An 18,300-nucleotide genomic window follows, 5' to 3' on the forward strand; every position below is an offset into this window, starting at 1 on the left:
CGACCCCGGAGCGGGGTCGGGCGCGCCGGCCGGTTACCGCCCCTGAACCGCCTGCTCGGCGGTCCTCAGCCACTCCCGCCACTGGTCGGCCTGGCGCTGGGCCTCCTCGGCGCGGCGGGTGTCGCCGGCCGCGCGCGCCTTCTCGGCCTGCGCCTCGAACTGGGCCACCCGGTCGCGGAACTGGGCCACCCGGGCCTCGGCCTCGGGGTCGGTGCGCCGCCACTGCCGGTCGGCGGCCTCGCGGACCTTGTCCTCGACCGCGCGGAGCCGGGCCTCGAGCGGGCGGATGTCCTCGCGCGGGACCTTGCCGATCTCCTCCCAGCGCTCCTGGATGGTGCGCAGCGCGGCGCGGGCGCTGTCCGGGTCGCTCAGGTCGATCTTCTCGGCCTCGGCCAGCAGCGCCTTCTTGGACTCGGCGTTGGCCACGAACTCGGCGTCGCGCTCGTTGAAGGTCTCCGTGCGGCGGGCGAAGAACGCGTCCTGCGCGGCACGGAACCGCTGCCACAGGGCGTCGTCGGCGTCCTTCTGGGCCCGCCCGGCGGCCTTCCATTCCGTCATCAGGTCGCGGTAGCGCGCCGCAGTGGGCCCCCAGTCGGTGGAGTCGGCGAGGGCCTCGGCCTCGGCGGCGAGCTCCTCCTTGCGGGCCTTCGCAGCGGCCCGTTGCCGGTCGAGATCCGCGAAGTGGGAGCCGCGGCGCCGGTTGAACGCCTCGCGGGCTTTGGAGAACCGCTTCCACAGCGCCTCGTCGGTCTTGCGGTCGATCCCGCGGATCGTCCGCCACTCCTCGAGGATGGCCTTCAACCGGTCGCCGGCCTGCTTCCACTGGGTGGCCTCGGCGGCCATCTGCTCGGCCTCGGCGGCGAGTTCCTCCTTGCGGGCCACCGCGGCGGCGCGCTGGGCATCGCGTGCCGAGCGGGCCGCGCCGACCGACTGCTCGGCCTGGGCGACCAGCCCGTCGAGCCGGGCGCGCAGGCCGGCCACGTCGCCGATCACGGCGGCCTCGGGGAGCCCGTCGCGCAGCGTCTTCGCGCTGCTCAGCGCATGCTTCGGATCACCGCCGCCGACAGCGAGCCGGGCGGTCAGCAGCTCGACCTCGGTGAGCAGGTCGTCGAAGCGGCGGGCGAAGTGCGCGAGGCCCTCCTCCGGCGCCCCGGCCTGCCAGGAACCGACGATCCGCTCGCCCTCGGCGGTGATCAGATAGATGGTGCCCTCGGCGTCGACCCGGCCCCATCGGGCGGGATCGGTGCTCGCCGCGGCGACCGGGGACGGCGCAGCCGGAGCGGGGGCGGTGGGCGTCGCGGCCGGAGTGACCGGAGCGGCGGGCGCCGGGCGCGGCGCGGCGCCGGCGGGCGGGCCCGGCACCGGCGGGTGGGCCGTCGGCGGGCCGGGCACCGGCTGGTGCGGGGCCGGCGCCGGCGGGGTGGGGGACCCGGCGGGTGTGGGAGCGTCCGCTGCGGCCGACGGTGCCTCCGACGATGCCGTGTCCGCCTCTGCACCCTGCGGGTCGTCACCGGTGTGCGGGTGTCCGCCCTGGCCCGGGATCTCCGGTCGGCAGACGACGTCCGATGCGGGTCCTCGCCCGTCCGTCGTCCCGCTCGTCCTCTGCTCCTCCGACACCGTGGTCCTCCCTCGTCCGGCCCACCGTGGCGCGGTGGGCGCTCCGCCGTCCGGCGGAGCCGTGCACATGCCCCTGCCGATCATCCATGACCGAGGGCTTGACGGATTCAAACAGCTCGGGGACCGGACGGGAACCGCCCGGGTCCAGGTGGCGCAGCCAGTGGGCGATCCTGATCGGCGAGTCGCGCAGGTGTGGCCGGTACCGGGCGCCCGCCCGGGCGTTCTCGCATCATCCGGACCGGTGACCGTCCCGCGTCTCCCGTCGCTACCCTTCGACATCGTGCTCTCCGCGGTCGTCGTGCTGCCCCAGCCGCCGTTGCTGGTCCCCGAGCTGGCGACGGGTGCCGCGGCGGAGACGACCGGCCTGCGCGACGCCTGCCGGTCCGCCGTGGTCCGGCTGGCCGCCGCAGCACCGCGCTGGATCGCGGTCGGTGCGGACCCGGGCGGGCGTCGGACGGTCGGGCCCGAGTCCGCCGGGACGTTCGCCGGGTTCGGCGTCGACGTCCGGGTCGCCCTGGACACCACCCCCGGTGCGGTGACGGCTGTTCCCGACCCCGAGTTCCCGCTGCCGCTGCTCATCGCCGGCTGGGCGGCCGCCGGCACCGGAGCCGCGCTGCGCATCCGCGGCGAGCTGGTGGCGCCGGACGCCGCGCCCTCCGACTGCGCCGAGCTGGGCGCGACGCTGGCCGCCGAGTGCGCCGCGACCGACGGCCCGGTCGGGCTGCTCATCGTCGGCGACGGCGCGGCGACGCACACCGAGAAGGCCCCCGGGCACCTCGACGTGCGCGCCGGCCGGTTCGACGAGGAGGTCGCCGCCGCGCTCGCCGCCGCCGACGCGACCGCCCTCGCCGCCCTCGACCCGGTGCTCGCCGAGCAGCTGTGGGCGGTGGGCCGCGCGCCGTGGCAGGTGCTGGCGGGTGCCGTGACCGGCACCGGCACCGGCACCGGCGGCGCGCGGTGGCGCGGCGAGCTGCTGCACTCGTCGGCGCCCTTCGGGGTGGCCTACCACGTCGCCGTGTGGACCCCGCTCCCGTGACCGCGCCGCCGCTGGTCGCCGTCGTCGGCCCCACCGCGACCGGCAAGTCCGACCTGGGCCTGGCCCTGGCCGCCGAGCTCGGCGGCGAGGTCGTCAACGCCGACGCGATGCAGCTCTACCGCGACATGGACATCGGCACCGCCAAGCTCGGCGTCGCCGAGCGCGCGGGCATCCCGCACCACCTGCTCGACGTCCTGGACGTCACCGAGTCCGCGTCGGTCGCGGCCTATCAGCGGGCGGCCCGGCGGATCGTCGAGGACCTCCGGGCGGCCGGGACGACCCCGGTGCTGGTCGGCGGGTCGGGGCTGTACGTGCAGGCGGTGCTCGACGAGCTGGAGTTCCCCGGTACCGACCCCGTGCTGCGCGCCGAGCTGGAGACCGAGCTCGCCGAGCTCGGGCCGGCGGCGATGCACCAGCGGCTGGCCGCGGTCGACCCGGCCGCCGCCGAGATCGTGCTGCCGGGCAACGGGCGGCGGATCGTGCGCGCGCTGGAGGTCATCGCGCTGACCGGCCGCCCGTTCCCGGCCCGGCTTCCCACGCACGGCGCGCCGCGCTACGACGCGGTGATGATCGGGGTGGACCGGCCGGTCGCCGAGCTCGACGACCGGGTCGCGGTCCGGGTGCAGCGGATGTTCGCCGCGGGCCTGGTCGAGGAGACCCGGACGCTCGCCGGCCGCGGTCTGCGGGAGGGCCGGACCGCGTCGCGGGCACTGGGCTATCAGCAGGTTCTCGCCCAGCTCGACGGCGACGGGGACTTCGGCGGGGCCGCCGAGGAGACCGTCCGGGCGACCCGGCGGTTCGTCCGCAGGCAGCGGTCCTGGTTCCGCCGGGACCGCCGGATCCGGTGGCTCGATGCCGCCCGACCGGGTCTCGTCGACCGCGCGCTGGACGTGTTGCGCGAGGTCGTGCCCACCCGCCCGTAGTCTCGGGGCATGGGAAGCACGGTGCGGTTCGCCAAGGGGCACGGGACCGAGAACGACTTCGTTGTGCTGCCCGACCCCGACGGAGTGCTGGACCTGTCCGCCACCCGGGTCGCCGCGCTGTGCGACCGACGGCGCGGCCTGGGGGCCGACGGCGTGCTGCGGGTGGTCCGGTGGGCCGCGCTGGGCGGTGACGACACCGTGCCCGCGGCGGAGCCCGGCGTCGAGTGGTTCATGGACTACCGCAACGCCGACGGCAGCATCGCCGAGATGTGCGGCAACGGGGTCCGGGTCTTCGCCCGCTACCTCGCGTACGCCGGCTGGCTGCCCGACGGCCCGGACACCGAGCTGCGGCTGGGCACCCGCGGCGGGATCCGCACGGTGTGGTTCGAGGGTGGCGACGCCACCGACGGCGAGGTCTCGGTCGACATGGGCCCGGCGCTCATCGGTGACGCCAGCACGGCCGCGGTCGCCGGGCGCGCGTTCCCGGGCATCGCGGTGGATGTCGGCAACCCGCACCTGGCCTGCGTGACCGATGTGGAGCTGGAGAGCCTCCAGCTGGAGGTGCCGCCGGGCTACGACCCGGCGCTGTTCCCGCACGGGGTCAACGTCGAGTTCGTCAGCCCGCTGACCGGCGGGAGCGGCGAGGTCGCCATGCGGGTGCACGAGCGCGGGGTGGGGGAGACCCGTTCCTGCGGCACCGGGACCGTCGCCGCGGTCGTCGCCGTGCTGCGCCACGCCGGTGCCGGCTCCGGCACCGTCGCGGTGCGCACCCCGGGCGGGCGGCTGCGGGTCACCGTCGACGACGGCAGCACCACGCTGCACGGCCCGGCGGTGCTGGTCGGCCACGGGGAGCTCGAGGGCTCGTGGTGGGACGCCCAGGTCTGAGGGGCAGGGTCGCCGGCGCGGCCCGGTTACCCGACCGGCCGGGTGGCCGGGACGAAACAAAGCGGACGTCGGAAGCGTTGACGTGGGAGCATGAACCTCACGATGACTGAATCCCCACTGGACACGACCGCACGCGGCGGCCTGGCCGGCACGGCCACACCGCCCTCGACGGGCGACATGGAGCTCGAGGAGCGAACCTCCCTGCGGCGGGTAGCGGGGCTCTCCACCGAACTCACCGACATCACCGAGGTCGAGTACCGCCAGCTGCGGCTCGAGCGCGTCGTGCTCGTCGGCGTCTGGACCGAGGGCACCTCCGAGCAGGCCAACGCGTCGCTCGTCGAACTCGCCCGGCTGGCCGAGACCGCCGGCTCCCAGGTGCTCGACGGCCTCGTGCAACGGCGCAGCCGCCCCGACCCGGCGACCTTCATCGGGACCGGCAAGGTCGAGGAGCTGCGCGCGGCGGTACAGGCCGCAGGCGCCGACACCGTGATCGCCGACGGCGAGCTCTCGCCCGGCCAGCTGCGTCAGCTGGAGGAGAAGCTCAAGGTCAAGGTGATCGACCGGACCGCGCTGATCCTCGACATCTTCGCCCAGCACGCCCGCTCACGGGACGGCAAGGCGCAGGTCGAACTGGCACAGCTCTCCTACCTGCTGCCCCGCCTGCGCGGCTGGGGTGAGGCACTGTCCCGGCAGGTCGGCGGCCGGGCCGCCGGCGGCGTCGGCATCGGTGGCCGTGGCCCGGGTGAGACCAAGATCGAGCTCGACCGGCGGCGGATCCGCCACCGCATGTCCAAGCTGCGCCGCGAGATCGCCGCGATGAGCACGGTCCGCGAGACCCAGCGCGGCAACCGGCGGCGCAACGAGGTGCCGAGCGTGGCCATCGTCGGCTACACCAACGCCGGCAAGTCGAGCCTGCTCAACGCCTTGACCGACGCCGGGGTGCTGGTCGAGGACGCCCTGTTCGCGACGCTGGACCCGACGACCCGCAGGGCCGCGACGCCGGACGGGCGTGCGTACACGCTGACCGACACCGTCGGTTTCGTGCGCCACCTTCCCCACCAGCTCGTCGAGGCGTTCCGCTCGACGCTGGAGGAGACCGCGCAGGCCGACCTGTTGCTGCACGTCGTCGACGCGTCCGACCCGCTGCCCGAGGACCAGATCAAGGCGGTCCGCCAGGTGCTGATCGAGATCGGTGAGCAGCGGCACGGGCGGATGCCGCAGGAACTGCTGGTGGTCAACAAGACCGATGCCGCCGGCGACCTGCAGCTGGCCCGGCTGCGCCACCTGCTGCCGGACGCGGTGTTCGTCTCCGCGCGCCGCGGCGACGGGGTGGCGAGGCTGCGCCGGCGGATCGCCGACCTGCTGCCGCGCCCGGAGGTCGACGTCGAGCTGCTGCTGCCCTACACCGAGGGTTCGCTGGCGGCCCGGGTGCACGCCGAGGGCGAGGTGCTCGCCGAGGAGCACACGGCCGAGGGCACCCGGCTGCACGCCCGGGTCGGCGCCGAACTGGCGACGGCGGTGCTGCCGTTCGCGCTGGCCGGCTCGACCGGCAGCGCTGCCGGCGACGGCGCGGGCCGCTGAGCATTCCGGCGCTGGCCGGTCTGCTCGCCGCGGCGCTGACCGCCGGACCGGTGACGGCCGGCGCGCCCGCGCCGCAGACCCGCTGCACCGTCGAGGACCCCCGGCTGTCCGAGCTGTCCGGGATGGTCGTCGACGAACGCGGGCTGTGGGCGACGGACGACGGCGGGCGCCGCGTCGAACTGCACCGGCTCGACACCACCGGCCCGATCTGCCGCGTGCTCGAGACCCGCACGGCCGCGATCGATCCGTTCGACGCCGAGGACCTCGCCCGCGGTCCCGACGGCACGCTGTGGGTCGCCGACACCGGTGACAACGAGCGCCGCCGGGACACCGTCGCGCTCGTCGCGCTGCCTGCGGGCGGTGCCGGCGGCGCCCGGTTGCACCGGCTGACCTACCCGGACGGCCCGCACGACGCCGAGGCGCTGCTCGTCGGTGCCGACGGCGTCCCGCTGCTCATCACCAAGGAGGTGGGCCGGGCCGGGATCTACCGGCCGGCCGGCCCGCCGGCCGAACCCGGCCCGACCCCGCTCGCGCTCGTCGGCGAGGTGGCGCTGCCGGCGTCCGACACGGCCGGCGGCCCGCTCGGGGGGCTCGGGTCGCGGCAGGTCACCGGCGCGGCGCTCAGCGCCGACGGCCGGGTCGCAGCGCTGCGCAGCTACACCGACGCCTGGCTCTACCCGGTCACCGACGGCGACCTGGTCGCTGCGCTGGCGGGCACCCCGGCCCGCGTCCCGCTGCCCGGCGAACCCCAGGGCGAGGCCCTTGCGTTCGAGCCCGACGGCACCTTGCTGTCGGGCTCGGAGCTACGCGTCGTACCCGGCGAGATCCGGGCGGTACCGGGCGCCGCCGGTCTCGCCGCCACGAGCGGCCGCGGGCCGGCGCCCGCGGACCCGCCGGTGGTGGGCGCCGACGAGAGCGCGCCGGCGTGGTTGCCGGCCGCCGTGGGGGCGGTCGCCGCGGCCGGCGTACTCGTGCTGCTGGCCGTGGTGATGGCCGTGCACGGGGCCCGGCGGCGCCGGCGCTGAGCGGCTCGCCGACCCCCGGTCCCAGGCGGCTCCGGGGACGGCTCAGGGGCCGCTCAGAGGCGGCGCAGCACCGCCACCACCCGGCCGAGCACGGAGGCCTCGTCGCCGGGAATCGGGTCGTAGGCCGGGTTGGCCGGCATCAGCCACACGTGCCCGTCGCGGCGCTTGAACGTCTTCACCGTGGCCTCGCCGTCGATCATCGCGGCGACGATCTCGCCGTTCTCCGCGACCGGCTGCTGGCGCACCACGACCCAGTCGCCGTCCCGGATCGCCGCGTCGACCATCGAGTCGCCGCGCACGTTCAGCAGGAACAGCGTGCCCTCACCGACGATCTCACGCGGCAGCGGGAAGACGCTCTCCACGGCCTGCTCGGCCAGGATCGGCCCACCGGCCGCGATGTTGCCCAGCAGCGGGACGAACGCCGGCGACGGGCGATCCGAGCCCGTCGCCCCGGACTCGGCGTCGGCCACCTCGACGGCGATCCGACCCGGCACCGCGTCCTGCTCCTGGGCCGCGGGGCCCTCGTCGGGGCCGCGGACGTCGACCGCGCGGGTGCGGTTGGGGTCACGACGCAGATAGCCCTTGCGCTCCAGGGTGCGCAGCTGGTGATGCACCGACGAGGTGGAGGTGAGCCCGACCGCGTCACCGATCTCGCGCACGCTCGGCGGGTAGCCGAACCGCTCCACCCAGTCCCGGATCACCTCGAGCACCTTGCGCTGGCGCGGCGTCAATCCCACCGGATCGGCCGGGGGGTCCGGGAAGGCGCGCACCTGCCCGGGGCCCCGGCCGGCGTCCGCGCCGGTGCCGGATTCGTCCCGTGCCATCTGGTTCGCCTCCTCATCGCGTGTTCTCGCGGCCCCGTGGGCGCCGCGTCGTTGCACAAACGTTAGACCGGATCACCCGCTGCGCCAAACACATGTTCGAACGACACGCCCTCGGATTCTCGATTCCGACGGCTCCAGCTGGTACACATCGCACAGACGTTCGATCGAACGTCTGTGCGAACCGGGGTCGGGCACGCGAGGGACGGAGAGGTCGCCATGGGGCTCAGCACGATCGACGGCAGGGTCGGGCCGCCCGGTGACGCGCGGGCGGGTGTGCCCGGCGTGCGCCGTGGGCGGCGCCGCGCGGCTCCGGGCCGGGGCCCGCGGCCGGTCCGGCCCGGTGTCGCGGCGGTGCCGGTGCGCCCGGTCACCGCGGCCCCGCTGCCCGCGCGGGCCCGGGTGCTGGCCCGGCCGGCGTCCGGCCGCCCGGGCCGGGTTGTCGCGGGCACCCCGTCGGCGCGGCGCTACCGGCTGCGGCGTGCGGTGGCCGGGGCGGTGCTGATGCTGGTCTCGGCGGGGGCCGTCGTCGGGTGGGGGCAGTTGGCCGGGCTGGCCGGCGACGCCGTCGCCCGCTCGACGGTCCCGTCGGGGACCCGGGAGGTCAGTGTGCGTGCCGGCGACACGGTCTGGGGGGTGGCCCGGCGGGCCGCTCCCGCGTCGGACACGTCCGCGGTGGTGGAGCGGATCGTCGTCGACAACGGGCTGTCCTCGACGTCATTGCGGGTCGGCCAGGTGCTGCGGGTGCCCGCCGGCTGACGGTCTGCCGTCCGAGTCGTCCGGCATCGTCGGACCCCGCTGCCGGACAGCGCACAGGTGTTCGGCCGGGCCCGGGCCCGCCGGGCCCGGGCCACCGGATGCGGCGACAAGGGGGCCGTCATGGATGTCGGGGCACCGGGGGGCGAGGGTCGCCGGGGCGGGCGCGGTGACGGCGCTGCGCGATCGGCCGGCCGGGTACCGGAGTGCGATCGGCCCGGATCGGCGGCGAACGGGCAGCCGTGCGGCGCGCCGTGTGCGCAGCGGAGCGTGCCGATTCGGTCTCCGGGACGCCGGCCGTGAGTGCGCGTTCGGGTGTACGTACAGTAGGCGGGTTGCCACGAGCGGGTCGCGCTCCGCGCGCAGGGCGCCGTGGTCGGGCCCGGGCTGCGATCGGGCCGTCGCGGATCCGCCGAGGCCTGGCCGCGGTGGCGTGGGCGCCGGGTGCAGCGCCGGTCGCGGTGGGGACCGGCGAGAGGCGACGGCGCGCCCGGGGAGACGGTGCAGGACCTGGCGCGCCGGGTCGCGCCCGAGCAGTGCGCGGTGGACGCCGATGCCGTCGTCGCCTGGATCGTGGTCGAGAGTGGTGCCCCTGCGCAGTGGCCGGACCCCGGACGGGTCGTCCGGGTACCGCTCGGCTGACGGCTCTCCGCCGGTGCCGACGCGGTGTGTGCCGGGTGCTGTACGGCGTGCTGTCTCGATTGGGCGACACATGTCACCGACCGGTGTGCAGAGCTTCGTAACCCCAACATGTTGTGGTTACACTCGTGTCGTTCGGCTACAGGTTGGGGTTCTCGGGGGAGGGGGACGCATCATGCGCTGCCCGTTCTGTCGTCATTCGGACTGCCGTGTGATCGACTCCCGCGAGGTGGAGGACGGTCAGGCCACGCGGCGTCGCCGCTCGTGCGCGGCGTGTGGCCGCCGGTTCACCACGGTCGAGGAAGCTGTGCTGGCGGTGCTCAAGCGCAGCGGGGTCACGGAGCAGTTCAGCCGCGAGAAGGTCGTGCGCGGCGTGCGGCGTGCCTGCCAGGGGCGCCCGGTCGACGAGGACGCGCTCCAGCAGCTCGCGCACCGCGTCGAAGAGGCGGTCCGGGCGGGCGGGGCCGCCGAGATCCCCAGCCACGAGGTCGGGCTGGCCATCCTGGGGCCGCTCCGGGAACTCGACGAAGTCGCCTATCTGCGCTTCGCCAGCGTCTATCGCTCGTTTTCCTCCATCGAGGACTTCGAGAAGGAGATCGCCGATCTGCGTCGGCCGGCTGCCGGGGAAGCAGTCGAACAGCGCAGTGGTTCCTCCACCGGTTGACGTACCCGACCGGAGTCCGCCGTCGACTCCCACCGGGGCCGAGGGCACCCACAGAGCATGTTCGGCAAGCAGAAGAGGGAGAGCATGACGGAGACCGTCGGGGCCACAGCCTCGGGACGCGGGGACAAGTCCGGCGCCAAGCAGGGGGACAAGCGCAAGCGGCCGGTCGGGCTGACCGTCGAGCGCCTCTACACCACTCCCGGCGTGCACCCCTACGACGAGGTCGACTGGCAGCGCCGTGACGTCGTCATGACCAACTGGCGCGACGGCACGGTGAACTTCGAGCAGCGCGGCGTCGAGTTCCCGGATTTCTGGTCGGTCAACGCGACCAACATCGTCACCAGCAAGTACTTCCGCGGCGCCGTCGGCTCGCCGCAGCGGGAGTCGAGCCTGCGCCAACTCATCGACCGAGTCGTGGGCGCCTATCACAAGGCCGGCGTGGACAACGGCTACTTCGCGACCGCCGAGGACGCCGAGATCTTCGCCCACGAGCTCACCTGGATGCTGCTGCACCAGGTGTTCAGCTTCAACTCGCCGGTCTGGTTCAACGTCGGGACCAGCTCGCCGCAGCAGGTCAGCGCGTGCTTCATCCTCGCCGTCGACGACACCATGGAGTCGATCCTCAACTGGTACCGCGAGGAGGGTCTGATCTTCAAGGGCGGTTCCGGCGCCGGGCTGAACCTGTCGCGCATCCGCTCCTCGAAGGAGCTGCTCTCCTCCGGCGGCACCGCCTCCGGCCCGGTCTCGTTCATGCGCGGCGCCGACGCCAGCGCGGGGACCATCAAGTCCGGTGGCGCGACACGCCGGGCCGCCAAGATGGTCGTCCTCGACGTCGACCACCCCGACATCGTGGAGTTCGTCGAGACCAAGGCCAAGGAGGAGGCCAAGGTCCGGGTGCTGCGCGACGCCGGGTTCGACATGGACCTCGGTGGTGCCGACATCACGTCGGTGCAGTACCAGAACGCGAACAACTCGGTCCGGGTCACCGACGAGTTCATGCGTGCGGTCGAGGAGGGCACCGAATTCGGGCTGCGCGCCCGGATGACCGGTGAGGTCATCGACACGATCGACGCGAAGACGCTGTTCCGCGGCATCGCGCAGGCCGCCTGGGAGTGCGCCGACCCCGGTATCCAGTACGACGACACGATCAACGACTGGCACACCTGCCCGGAGTCGGGCCGGATCACCGCGTCCAACCCGTGCTCGGAGTACATGCACCTGGACAACTCCAGCTGCAACCTCGCGTCGCTGAACCTGCTGAAGTTCCTGCGCGACGACGGCCGGTTCGACGCCGAGCGGTTCGCCAAGGCCGTCGAGATCGTCATCACCGCGATGGACATCTCGATCTGCTTCGCCGACTTCCCGACCGAGCCGATCGCCGACACCACCCGCAAGTTCCGCCAGCTGGGTATCGGCTACGCCAACCTCGGCGCGCTGCTGATGGCCACCGGGCACGCGTACGACTCCGAGGGCGGCCGCTCGCTGGCCGCAGCCATCACCTCGCTGATGACCGGCGCCGCGTACAAGCGCTCGGCCGAGCTGGCCGGCGTCGTCGGCACCTACGAGGGCTACGCCCGCAACGCCGAGGCCCACCAGCGCGTCATGCGCAAGCACGCCGCCGCCAACGACGCGGTCCGGACGCTGCCTGCCAGCATCCCGGTGCACAAGCTGGCCACCATCACCTGGAAGGACGCCCTCGCCATCGGCGAGCGCAACGGGTGGCGCAACGCGCAGGCCTCGGTGCTGGCCCCGACCGGCACGATCGGCCTGATGATGGACTGCGACACGACCGGTATCGAGCCGGACCTGGCGCTGGTCAAGTTCAAGAAGCTGGTCGGCGGCGGCTCGATGCAGATCGTCAACCAGACGGTGCCGCGGGCGCTGCAGGTCCTGGGCTACCAGCCCGAGCAGGCCGAGGCGATCATCGAGTACGTCGCCGAGCACGGGCACGTCATCGACGCCCCGGGCCTGCGCCCCGAGCACTACGAGGTGTTCGACTGTGCGATGGGCGAGCGGTCCATCGCCGCGATGGGCCACGTCCGGATGATGGCCGCGGTCCAGCCGTTCCTGTCCGGCGCGATCTCCAAGACGGTCAACATGCCGGAGGCGGCCACCGTCGCCGACGTCGAGAAGATCTACATGGAGGGCTGGCGCCTCGGGCTCAAGGCGCTGGCGATCTACCGCGACAACTGCAAGGTCGGCCAGCCGCTGTCGGCCGGCAAGGGCGCCAAGGAGACCGCGACCGCCGACGCGGCGCCGGTCGTCGAGGCCCGTCCGGTCCGCCGCCGGCTGCCGAAGAAGCGGCCGAGCGAGACGGTCTCGTTCACCGTCGGCGGCGCGGAGGGCTACCTGACCGCCGGGTCCTACCCCGACGACGGGCTGGGCGAGATCTTCGTCAAGCTCGGCAAGCAGGGCTCCACGCTGTCGGGCGTGATGGACGCGTTCTCGATGTCCATCTCGGTCGGCCTGCAGTACGGCATCCCGCTGGAGTTCTACGTCTCGAAGTTCTCCAACCTGCGCTTCGAGCCGGCCGGGATGACCGACGACCCGGACGTGCGGATCGCGACGAGCGTGCTGGACTACCTGTTCCGCCGGCTGGCGCTGGACTACCTGCCCTACGAGAAGCGGGCCCAGCTCGGCATCTTCTCCGCCGACGAGCGCACCGCCCAGGTGGCGGAGAGCTACGGCGATGTCGACCTCGAGGCCCTGCGGACCTCGGTGGACGCGGCGCCCGCGCAGTCGGAGACCCCGGCCGGGGTGACGCCGGCCCCGGTCGAGGTCGGCAGTTCCACCGAGCTGCTCGAGCTGCGGCTGGGCAAGGCCGCCGACGCCCCGCTGTGCATGACCTGCGGGACGAAGATGCGCCCGGCCGGGTCCTGCTACGTGTGCGAGGGCTGCGGCTCGACCAGCGGCTGCAGCTGAAAATAGGCGGTATTGCGCTAGCTGCAACAGGTCGCGTCGTCGGCCGACAACTCCACAGAAGGGGGCGCTACCCCCACGCGACGGCCGGCGGGTGTAACCCGCCGGTGACTCGGGCCGCCTATGACCCCTGCTGAGGATCTAGGCGGCCCGAGGTGGATCGGAGCTCAGAGAGGAGGAAATGTGGCGAAGACCAATCCGAAGCAGACCAGCGCGAAGGTCGCGAAGGCGGCATCGAAGGTCCTGCAGAGCAAGGCGTCGCCGGCGGCCAAGTCGGCTGCAGGAAGCGCTCTGGCGCAGACCCGCCCGAGCAAGAAGAAGAAGTAGGGCGATGAGGCCCGGGCCGAGGATGTTGGCACCATCCTCGGCCCGGGCCTCGGAACCCTAACGACGCCGCAGTGCATCCCGCGACGGGAAGTGGCCCATCACTACCCGATCGGTCAGGCCTGCGTGCGCCAAAGTCGGATCCGAAAACTCTGAGGCTGTGAGCCTCAGAGCGGTCGCGCGTAGGTCTGAGGTGGCGCGCGGAGAGGCAGCGTCATGAATAGCGATCACTACCGCAGGGAACTGCTCAGGAAGCAGGAGCAGCAGGCTGCAGCCGAGCGCAAGGCGGGGGATGCCCGCAAGAAGGAGGCCGACAAGCGCGCTGCCGCCGCGAAGGCCAGGGCGGCCGCAAGCGGCACGAAGAGCGAGATCACTCGCCGCTCGAAGCACCGCGATGCCGAACGCTACGAGAAGGCGGCGAACGACGCGGCCAAGGAGGCCGCCGCCACGCAGGGCAAGGTTGCCAGCCTCGCGAAGGACATCGCCACTTTGCAGGCTCGACTGTCGAAGGCCGAGCAGGACGAGGCTCGGAAGCAGCAAGCAGAGCATGCAGCGGCTCGGCGGCGAGCCGATCAGGACCACCGGCAGCTCATGGCGAGGCTTGCTCGGACCGAAGCTGACGTGAGTGAGCTGCGGGAGATGCGGCCGCCGAAGGCGGAGCGTCTGAGGATCCTGATGCTCGCAGCCTCGTCGGAGGGGGACCTCCGGGTTGGCCGTGAACAGACACGGATTCGTCGTGCGACCGAGAGCGCTCTGCACCGCGATCTCATCGAGTTCGAGGTGAAGTCCTCTGCGACTACCGATGACCTGCTCGACGGTTTGGTCAGGTTCCGTCCGCACGTCGTCCACTTCTCAGGGCACAGCAGCAAGGACTTGCTGGTGTTCGAGAACGACGTCGACCAGCCCCACGCGGGTGTCGATGTCGGAGCCGACGCCTTCGCCAGGACGCTGGGTGCTGTGAGCGAACCCCCTCTGCTGGTGATGCTCAACTCGTGCGAGTCGGCGGATCAGGCGGCTCGGCTGGTCGAGCAGGTCGTGCCGTTCGCGATCGGGATGTCTGAGAGCGTCGAGGACGGGACGGCGATCTCCTACGCCGCACGGTTCTACACGTCCATCGCAGACGGGACCTCGCTGCATGAGGCGCACGAGCTGGGCCGCGCGAGTCTGGCCCTGAACGGCTTGACCGGGGCCGAGCTGCCGCAGCTTTTCCACGCAGCCGATGCCGACCCCCGCTCGCTGACCCTCGTGGTTCCGCCTGACGCGACCGAGGCGACGGGCTAGACACCTGGCGGCGCTGCCCTCGGGTTGGACCGGGACTCTCCTTGATCGAATGCATCGATGTTGTGTTAGATGCAACCTCGTGGACCAAGGTGCAGTGCTGCCGGGGGCGGCGTCCTCAGTGCTGGTGTCCGGGGTTCGTCATCTGGACCCCGGCCCGGCGATGTTCGAGGCGATGTTGGAGGGCTGGTCACGCCAGCAGCGGTCGCGGTTCCTGCGGGCGGACGCGACGATCAAGCCCCGGCTCGAGATGGTGCGCCGGTTCGCCCGGTTCTCCAACCAGTACCCTGGCAGTGGACACCGAGCGAGCTCGAGGCGTTCATGGTCTCGCTCTCGGTGGCGATGTCGACCGCCCGCAGCTACCAGAACGCGCTGCGGCTGTTCTGTGAGTACGTCACCGACGCCCGCTATGGCTGGCCCGGCGAGTGTCTGAAGCGGTTCGGCGCTGCTCCGCAGCAGGTGCTGCACGAGTGGAACTCGGTGGTCCACAACGTCGAGTTCGAGGGCCGCACATCACGGCGCCCGTTGAGCTACGACGAGGTCCAGGCCTTGTTCGACGCCGCTGACGGGCGCGTCGAGGAGATCCGCGGACGTCGACGCAAGGGCGCCGCCGCCGCGCAACGGGACGCGGTGCTGCTCAAGACCGTCTACGCGTTCGGGCTGCGCCGTCAGGAAGCCCGGGGTCTCGACCTCGTGGATCTCCGCAGCAACCCGAAGGCAAAGGCCTTCGGCCGCGTCGGCGGACTGTTCGTTCGCCACGGAAAGTCCTCGCGCGGCAGCGCTGCAAAGCGTCGCACTGTCCTGACGGTTCCGGAGTTCGACTGGATCGTCGAGCTGATCGAGCACTACCTCACCGAGGTCCGGCCGATGTTCGTCCCGGGGGAGCATCCGGCATTCTGGATGACCGAGCGCCGCGGCCGGATGTCGCTGCGGTCGATCAACGAGGCCTTCGAGCACGCCCGCGCCGCGGCTGGCATCGACCCTGAGCTGGACTTGCACTCACTGCGGCACTCTTACGTCACGCACCTGGTCGAGTTCGACTATCCCGAACGCTTCGTCCAAGAGCAGGTCGGTCACTCCTACGCCAGCACCACGGCGATCTACACCGGAGTCTCCGACGACTACCGCAACCGACTGCTGCAGCGGTCGCTGACCGCGCCCAGCCTCGACCTCTGGGAGCCCGACTCATGATCAAGAAGATGGGCGTTCAGTGGCACCTGCGCCGACGCATGGCCGAGCGCGACCTGTTCCAGACCTCAGACCTGGTGCCGCTACTCGCCGAGCGCGGCATCGAACTCTCCCGCGAACAGGTTTACCGGCTGGTCACCCAGCCCCCGCAGCGTCTCTCGATGGACACCCTCGCCGCGCTCTGCGACATCCTCGACTGCAGCCCCAACGACCTCATCGAGGTCACCATTGTCAACGCCACGGTGCGCAAGACCGGCACCGACACCGCTCCCCGGCCCGCTCCGGAAGTTCGGCGCACCACCATCCGTCGCCCGCGCCAGTCGTGACCTCTCGCAAGACTCGGGAGACCCGGCGCCGAGAACAGACCCAGCAGCGTCAGACTGCGATCCGAATGACGCTCAACTCCTCAATCGCCGATCTCGACGAGCGAGCACTCGACGAGGTCTTGGCCGCCGCACGAGCCACCGGCGGAATCGGGCTACGCGAGCTCGCTGACCACCTGCAAGCCCACCCGGACGCCCTGCTGACAGGCTCAACTGACGGTCCCAAGGTGCTGTTGCGGCTGCTTGGTCTGCTCGCCGTCGCCGGTTACCCAGTCGTGCTGCCCTGCTGCACCAGCTGCGGCAAGCAGACCGCGAACCTGCCGCGGATCGCCAGCAACGGCCGAGTCTGTCAAGCCTGCGGAGCCAAGAGCTACTTCGGCGACTGCGCGCGCTGCGGGCGGACAAACACTCGTATTGCCGCCCGCCGACCTGAAGGCCGGATCTGCTACTCCTGCTACCGCACGGATCGGATCGAGCCCTGCGCCCGATGCGGCCGCGACCAGCACGCCGTCGCCCGCCTCGACAACGGCGGCGCCATCTGTTCGCGCTGTTGGACCCCGCCCCAGCAGCCCTGCGCTGGTTGCGGACGCGTCGGCCGAGTCGTCTTCGTCAGCGACGACGGGCCCCTCTGCGTCAACTGCTACCGCCGGCACCATCGGCCCCGCGCGCTCTGCGGACGCTGCAACCGGGTCCGGATCGTCTCCCGCCGCGGCAAGAACGGCGCACCCGACCTTTGCGAAAGCTGCAATCCCGCCACCAGGGCCACCGCCACCTGCAGCCAGTGCGGCCGCGACCGACCGGGACACCGCGACGACCACGGCGAGTGGATCTGCAAAAACTGCACGCCCCGCATCCCACGGACATGCGCGCGCTGCCTCCGCTCCCGCCCCGTCAACGCGCTCCTCCCGCTCGGGCCAGTCTGCAGCACTTGCTACTGCGCGCTGCACGACCATCCCGCTCCCTGCGCAGGCTGCCGCGAGGTTCGCGTGCTCATCGGCCACGACGACCGCGGCTCCATCTGCGGGCCCTGCGCAGGCAGCGACCTCGACCCACGCTGCCGCACCTGCTACCGCCCGGGCCGCCACCACACCGGCGACAAGTGCGCCCGATGCGTGCTCACCGACCGCGTCGACGAGCTACTTACCAGCCCCGACGGCACCCTCAACACACAGCTCGCCCCCGTCCGCGAGCTCCTCCTCGCCGCCGAGCACCCCAACGGACAGATCGCATGGCTCGCCCGCAGTGGCAGCGCGCGACTACTGCGGGAGCTCGCGAGCCGCGAGGAGGCGGTCACCCACGACTACCTCGACACATTGCCCCAGACCCGGGCGGAAATGTTCCTGCGCCAACTGCTCGTCGAAGCAGGCGTCCTGCCCGCCCGCAACGACGACCTCGAACGCATCCCGCCCTGGCTCGACACCTTGCTCGTCGACCAACCGGACCACCACGTCCGTCTGATCCAGCCGTTCGCCCACTGGTTCGTGCTACGCCGCGCCCGCCGCATCGCGGCCCGACGCCGCTACCAAGCTCAGGCGGGCCACCACATCCGCATGAAGATCCGCGTCGCCCTCGAGTTCCTCACCTGGCTCGACACCCTGCAACTCGACCTCGCAGCGACCGACCAAGCGGCCGTCGATCGCTGGCTCGCTGAAGGCACCACCCGCTTCCGCGAAGTCCGCTACTTCCTGGCCTGGGCTCGATCACACCGCCTGGTCAAGGACCTCCGCGTCCCAACCCAAGCGCGGTCCCAGCCCGCAGAGATGCTCGACGAACAGGACCGCTGGCGGCTGCTCGAACGCAGCCTCCACGACACAACGGCTCCACTGGACACCCGCGCCGCGGCAGCCCTGATCCTGCTCTACGGGCTCCCCCTCATCCGCGTCCGTAGTCTCACCACAGATCACCTTGAGCAGCAGGACGACGGACCCGCCTACCTCATCGTCGGCGCCCACCGCCTGCTTCTACCGCCCAAGCTGGCTCAGATGCTCAGTGACCTCGCCGAAGCTGGGCGCGGGCGTTCCCGCTACTCACCTAGTCCGGGCGCGCGGCGATGGCTCTTCACCGGCCTGGTCCCCGGCCGACCTCTAAGCGCCGAGGGCCTTGGAGCCAAACTCGCCGGCTTCGGGTTGCACGCCCGGCCAGCCCGCAACGCAGCCCTGATAGCTCTTGCCGCTCAGCTCCCGCCTGCCGTCTTGGCCGATCTGATCGGCCTGCACCACGTCACCGCCACCCGCTGGTCCCAGCTCGCTGCCCGCGACTGGCACGCCTTCGTCGCCGCCCGACCGGGGCATACCGCAGGCACCGAATAGGGCCCCTGCACC

Annotated in this window: 16 protein-coding genes; 14 read left to right on the forward strand and 2 right to left on the reverse strand. The window is 72.5% G+C overall.

What is annotated here, in order from left to right:
• Window positions 1-33: 33 nt before the first annotated feature.
• Window positions 34-1,362: a DUF349 domain-containing protein gene (locus HF526_RS00760; RefSeq protein ID WP_420821572.1), complete on the reverse strand. Its 1,329-nt coding sequence runs from the start codon at window positions 1,360-1,362 to the stop codon at window positions 34-36.
• Between the two features lie 496 nt (window positions 1,363-1,858).
• Between HF526_RS00760 and HF526_RS00765 the strand changes: the two genes are divergently transcribed.
• The 5 genes from HF526_RS00765 (at window position 1,859) to HF526_RS00785 (ending at window position 7,067) form a co-directional block, all read left to right on the forward strand.
• Entirely contained in the window at window positions 1,859-2,653 is a 795-nt protein-coding gene (locus HF526_RS00765; protein ID WP_338051198.1) for a class III extradiol ring-cleavage dioxygenase family protein, read from the forward strand.
• Entirely contained in the window at window positions 2,635-3,576 is a 942-nt protein-coding gene (gene miaA, locus HF526_RS00770; protein ID WP_338051199.1) for a tRNA (adenosine(37)-N6)-dimethylallyltransferase MiaA, read from the forward strand. The genes HF526_RS00765 and miaA overlap by 19 nt, the downstream gene beginning before the upstream one ends.
• 9 nt (window positions 3,577-3,585) lie before the next feature.
• Window positions 3,586-4,461, forward strand: a complete 876-nt coding sequence (gene dapF / locus HF526_RS00775; protein WP_211176578.1) for a diaminopimelate epimerase — start codon at window positions 3,586-3,588, stop codon at window positions 4,459-4,461.
• A 102-nt stretch (window positions 4,462-4,563) separates the two neighbouring features.
• Window positions 4,564-6,042, forward strand: coding sequence for a GTPase HflX (gene hflX, locus HF526_RS00780; RefSeq protein WP_169379231.1), 1,479 nt, complete (start codon window positions 4,564-4,566; stop codon window positions 6,040-6,042).
• A 50-nt stretch (window positions 6,043-6,092) separates the two neighbouring features.
• Window positions 6,093-7,067: a hypothetical protein gene (locus HF526_RS00785; protein ID WP_338051200.1), complete on the forward strand. Its 975-nt coding sequence runs from the start codon at window positions 6,093-6,095 to the stop codon at window positions 7,065-7,067.
• Window positions 7,068-7,120: 53 nt separating this feature from the next.
• Here HF526_RS00785 and lexA read toward each other — a convergent pair whose 3' ends face one another.
• Window positions 7,121-7,891: a transcriptional repressor LexA gene (gene lexA, locus HF526_RS00790; protein ID WP_169379232.1), complete on the reverse strand. Its 771-nt coding sequence runs from the start codon at window positions 7,889-7,891 to the stop codon at window positions 7,121-7,123.
• 216 nt (window positions 7,892-8,107) lie between these two features.
• Between lexA and HF526_RS00795 the strand changes: the two genes are divergently transcribed.
• The 9 genes from HF526_RS00795 (at window position 8,108) to HF526_RS00835 (ending at window position 18,288) form a co-directional block, all read left to right on the forward strand.
• A complete protein-coding gene (locus HF526_RS00795) occupies window positions 8,108-8,647 on the forward strand; it encodes a LysM peptidoglycan-binding domain-containing protein (protein ID WP_169379233.1) in 540 nt (179 codons plus the stop codon).
• 498 nt (window positions 8,648-9,145) lie between these two features.
• Window positions 9,146-9,286, forward strand: coding sequence for a hypothetical protein (locus tag HF526_RS00800; RefSeq protein ID WP_169379234.1), 141 nt, complete (start codon window positions 9,146-9,148; stop codon window positions 9,284-9,286).
• A gap of 172 nt (window positions 9,287-9,458) precedes the next feature.
• Window positions 9,459-9,947 (forward strand): transcriptional regulator NrdR, encoded by a 489-nt coding sequence (nrdR, locus tag HF526_RS00805; RefSeq protein ID WP_169379235.1) that lies wholly within the window; start codon window positions 9,459-9,461, stop codon window positions 9,945-9,947.
• An 84-nt stretch (window positions 9,948-10,031) separates the two neighbouring features.
• The gene (locus tag HF526_RS00810; protein WP_169379236.1) at window positions 10,032-12,869 is read left to right on the forward strand and encodes a vitamin B12-dependent ribonucleotide reductase; all 2,838 of its coding nucleotides are present in this window, start codon (window positions 10,032-10,034) and stop codon (window positions 12,867-12,869) included.
• A gap of 180 nt (window positions 12,870-13,049) precedes the next feature.
• Window positions 13,050-13,193 (forward strand): hypothetical protein, encoded by a 144-nt coding sequence (locus tag HF526_RS00815; protein ID WP_211176579.1) that lies wholly within the window; start codon window positions 13,050-13,052, stop codon window positions 13,191-13,193.
• A gap of 213 nt (window positions 13,194-13,406) precedes the next feature.
• A complete protein-coding gene (locus tag HF526_RS00820) occupies window positions 13,407-14,471 on the forward strand; it encodes a CHAT domain-containing protein (protein ID WP_169379238.1) in 1,065 nt (354 codons plus the stop codon).
• A 339-nt stretch (window positions 14,472-14,810) separates the two neighbouring features.
• The gene (locus tag HF526_RS00825) at window positions 14,811-15,659 is read left to right on the forward strand and encodes a tyrosine-type recombinase/integrase (protein ID WP_239028152.1); all 849 of its coding nucleotides are present in this window, start codon (window positions 14,811-14,813) and stop codon (window positions 15,657-15,659) included.
• Window positions 15,656-15,982, forward strand: a complete 327-nt coding sequence (locus HF526_RS00830) for a helix-turn-helix domain-containing protein (RefSeq protein ID WP_169379239.1) — start codon at window positions 15,656-15,658, stop codon at window positions 15,980-15,982. Before HF526_RS00825 ends, HF526_RS00830 begins: the two co-directional genes overlap by 4 nt.
• Window positions 15,983-16,047: 65 nt before the next feature.
• Window positions 16,048-18,288, forward strand: coding sequence for a site-specific integrase (locus HF526_RS00835; RefSeq protein ID WP_169379240.1), 2,241 nt, complete (start codon window positions 16,048-16,050; stop codon window positions 18,286-18,288).
• The last annotated feature ends 12 nt before the right edge of the window (window positions 18,289-18,300 follow it).

The organism is Pseudonocardia acidicola, assembly GCF_012911935.1.
GTDB lineage: Bacteria > Actinomycetota > Actinomycetes > Mycobacteriales > Pseudonocardiaceae > Pseudonocardia > Pseudonocardia acidicola.

Coding starts and splice junctions, on each gene's coding strand:
- lexA (WP_169379232.1), bottom strand. CDS start 7,891: ATGGCACGGGACGAATCCGGCACCGGCGCGGACGCCGGCCGGGGCCCC.
- HF526_RS00830 (WP_169379239.1), top strand. CDS start 15,656: ATGATCAAGAAGATGGGCGTTCAGTGGCACCTGCGCCGACGCATGGCC.
- dapF (WP_211176578.1), top strand. CDS start 3,586: ATGGGAAGCACGGTGCGGTTCGCCAAGGGGCACGGGACCGAGAACGAC.
- HF526_RS00810 (WP_169379236.1), top strand. CDS start 10,032: ATGACGGAGACCGTCGGGGCCACAGCCTCGGGACGCGGGGACAAGTCC.
- HF526_RS00835 (WP_169379240.1), top strand. CDS start 16,048: ATGACGCTCAACTCCTCAATCGCCGATCTCGACGAGCGAGCACTCGAC.
- hflX (WP_169379231.1), top strand. CDS start 4,564: ATGACTGAATCCCCACTGGACACGACCGCACGCGGCGGCCTGGCCGGC.
- nrdR (WP_169379235.1), top strand. CDS start 9,459: ATGCGCTGCCCGTTCTGTCGTCATTCGGACTGCCGTGTGATCGACTCC.
- HF526_RS00820 (WP_169379238.1), top strand. CDS start 13,407: ATGAATAGCGATCACTACCGCAGGGAACTGCTCAGGAAGCAGGAGCAG.
- HF526_RS00795 (WP_169379233.1), top strand. CDS start 8,108: ATGGGGCTCAGCACGATCGACGGCAGGGTCGGGCCGCCCGGTGACGCG.
- HF526_RS00825 (WP_239028152.1), top strand. CDS start 14,811: ATGTCGACCGCCCGCAGCTACCAGAACGCGCTGCGGCTGTTCTGTGAG.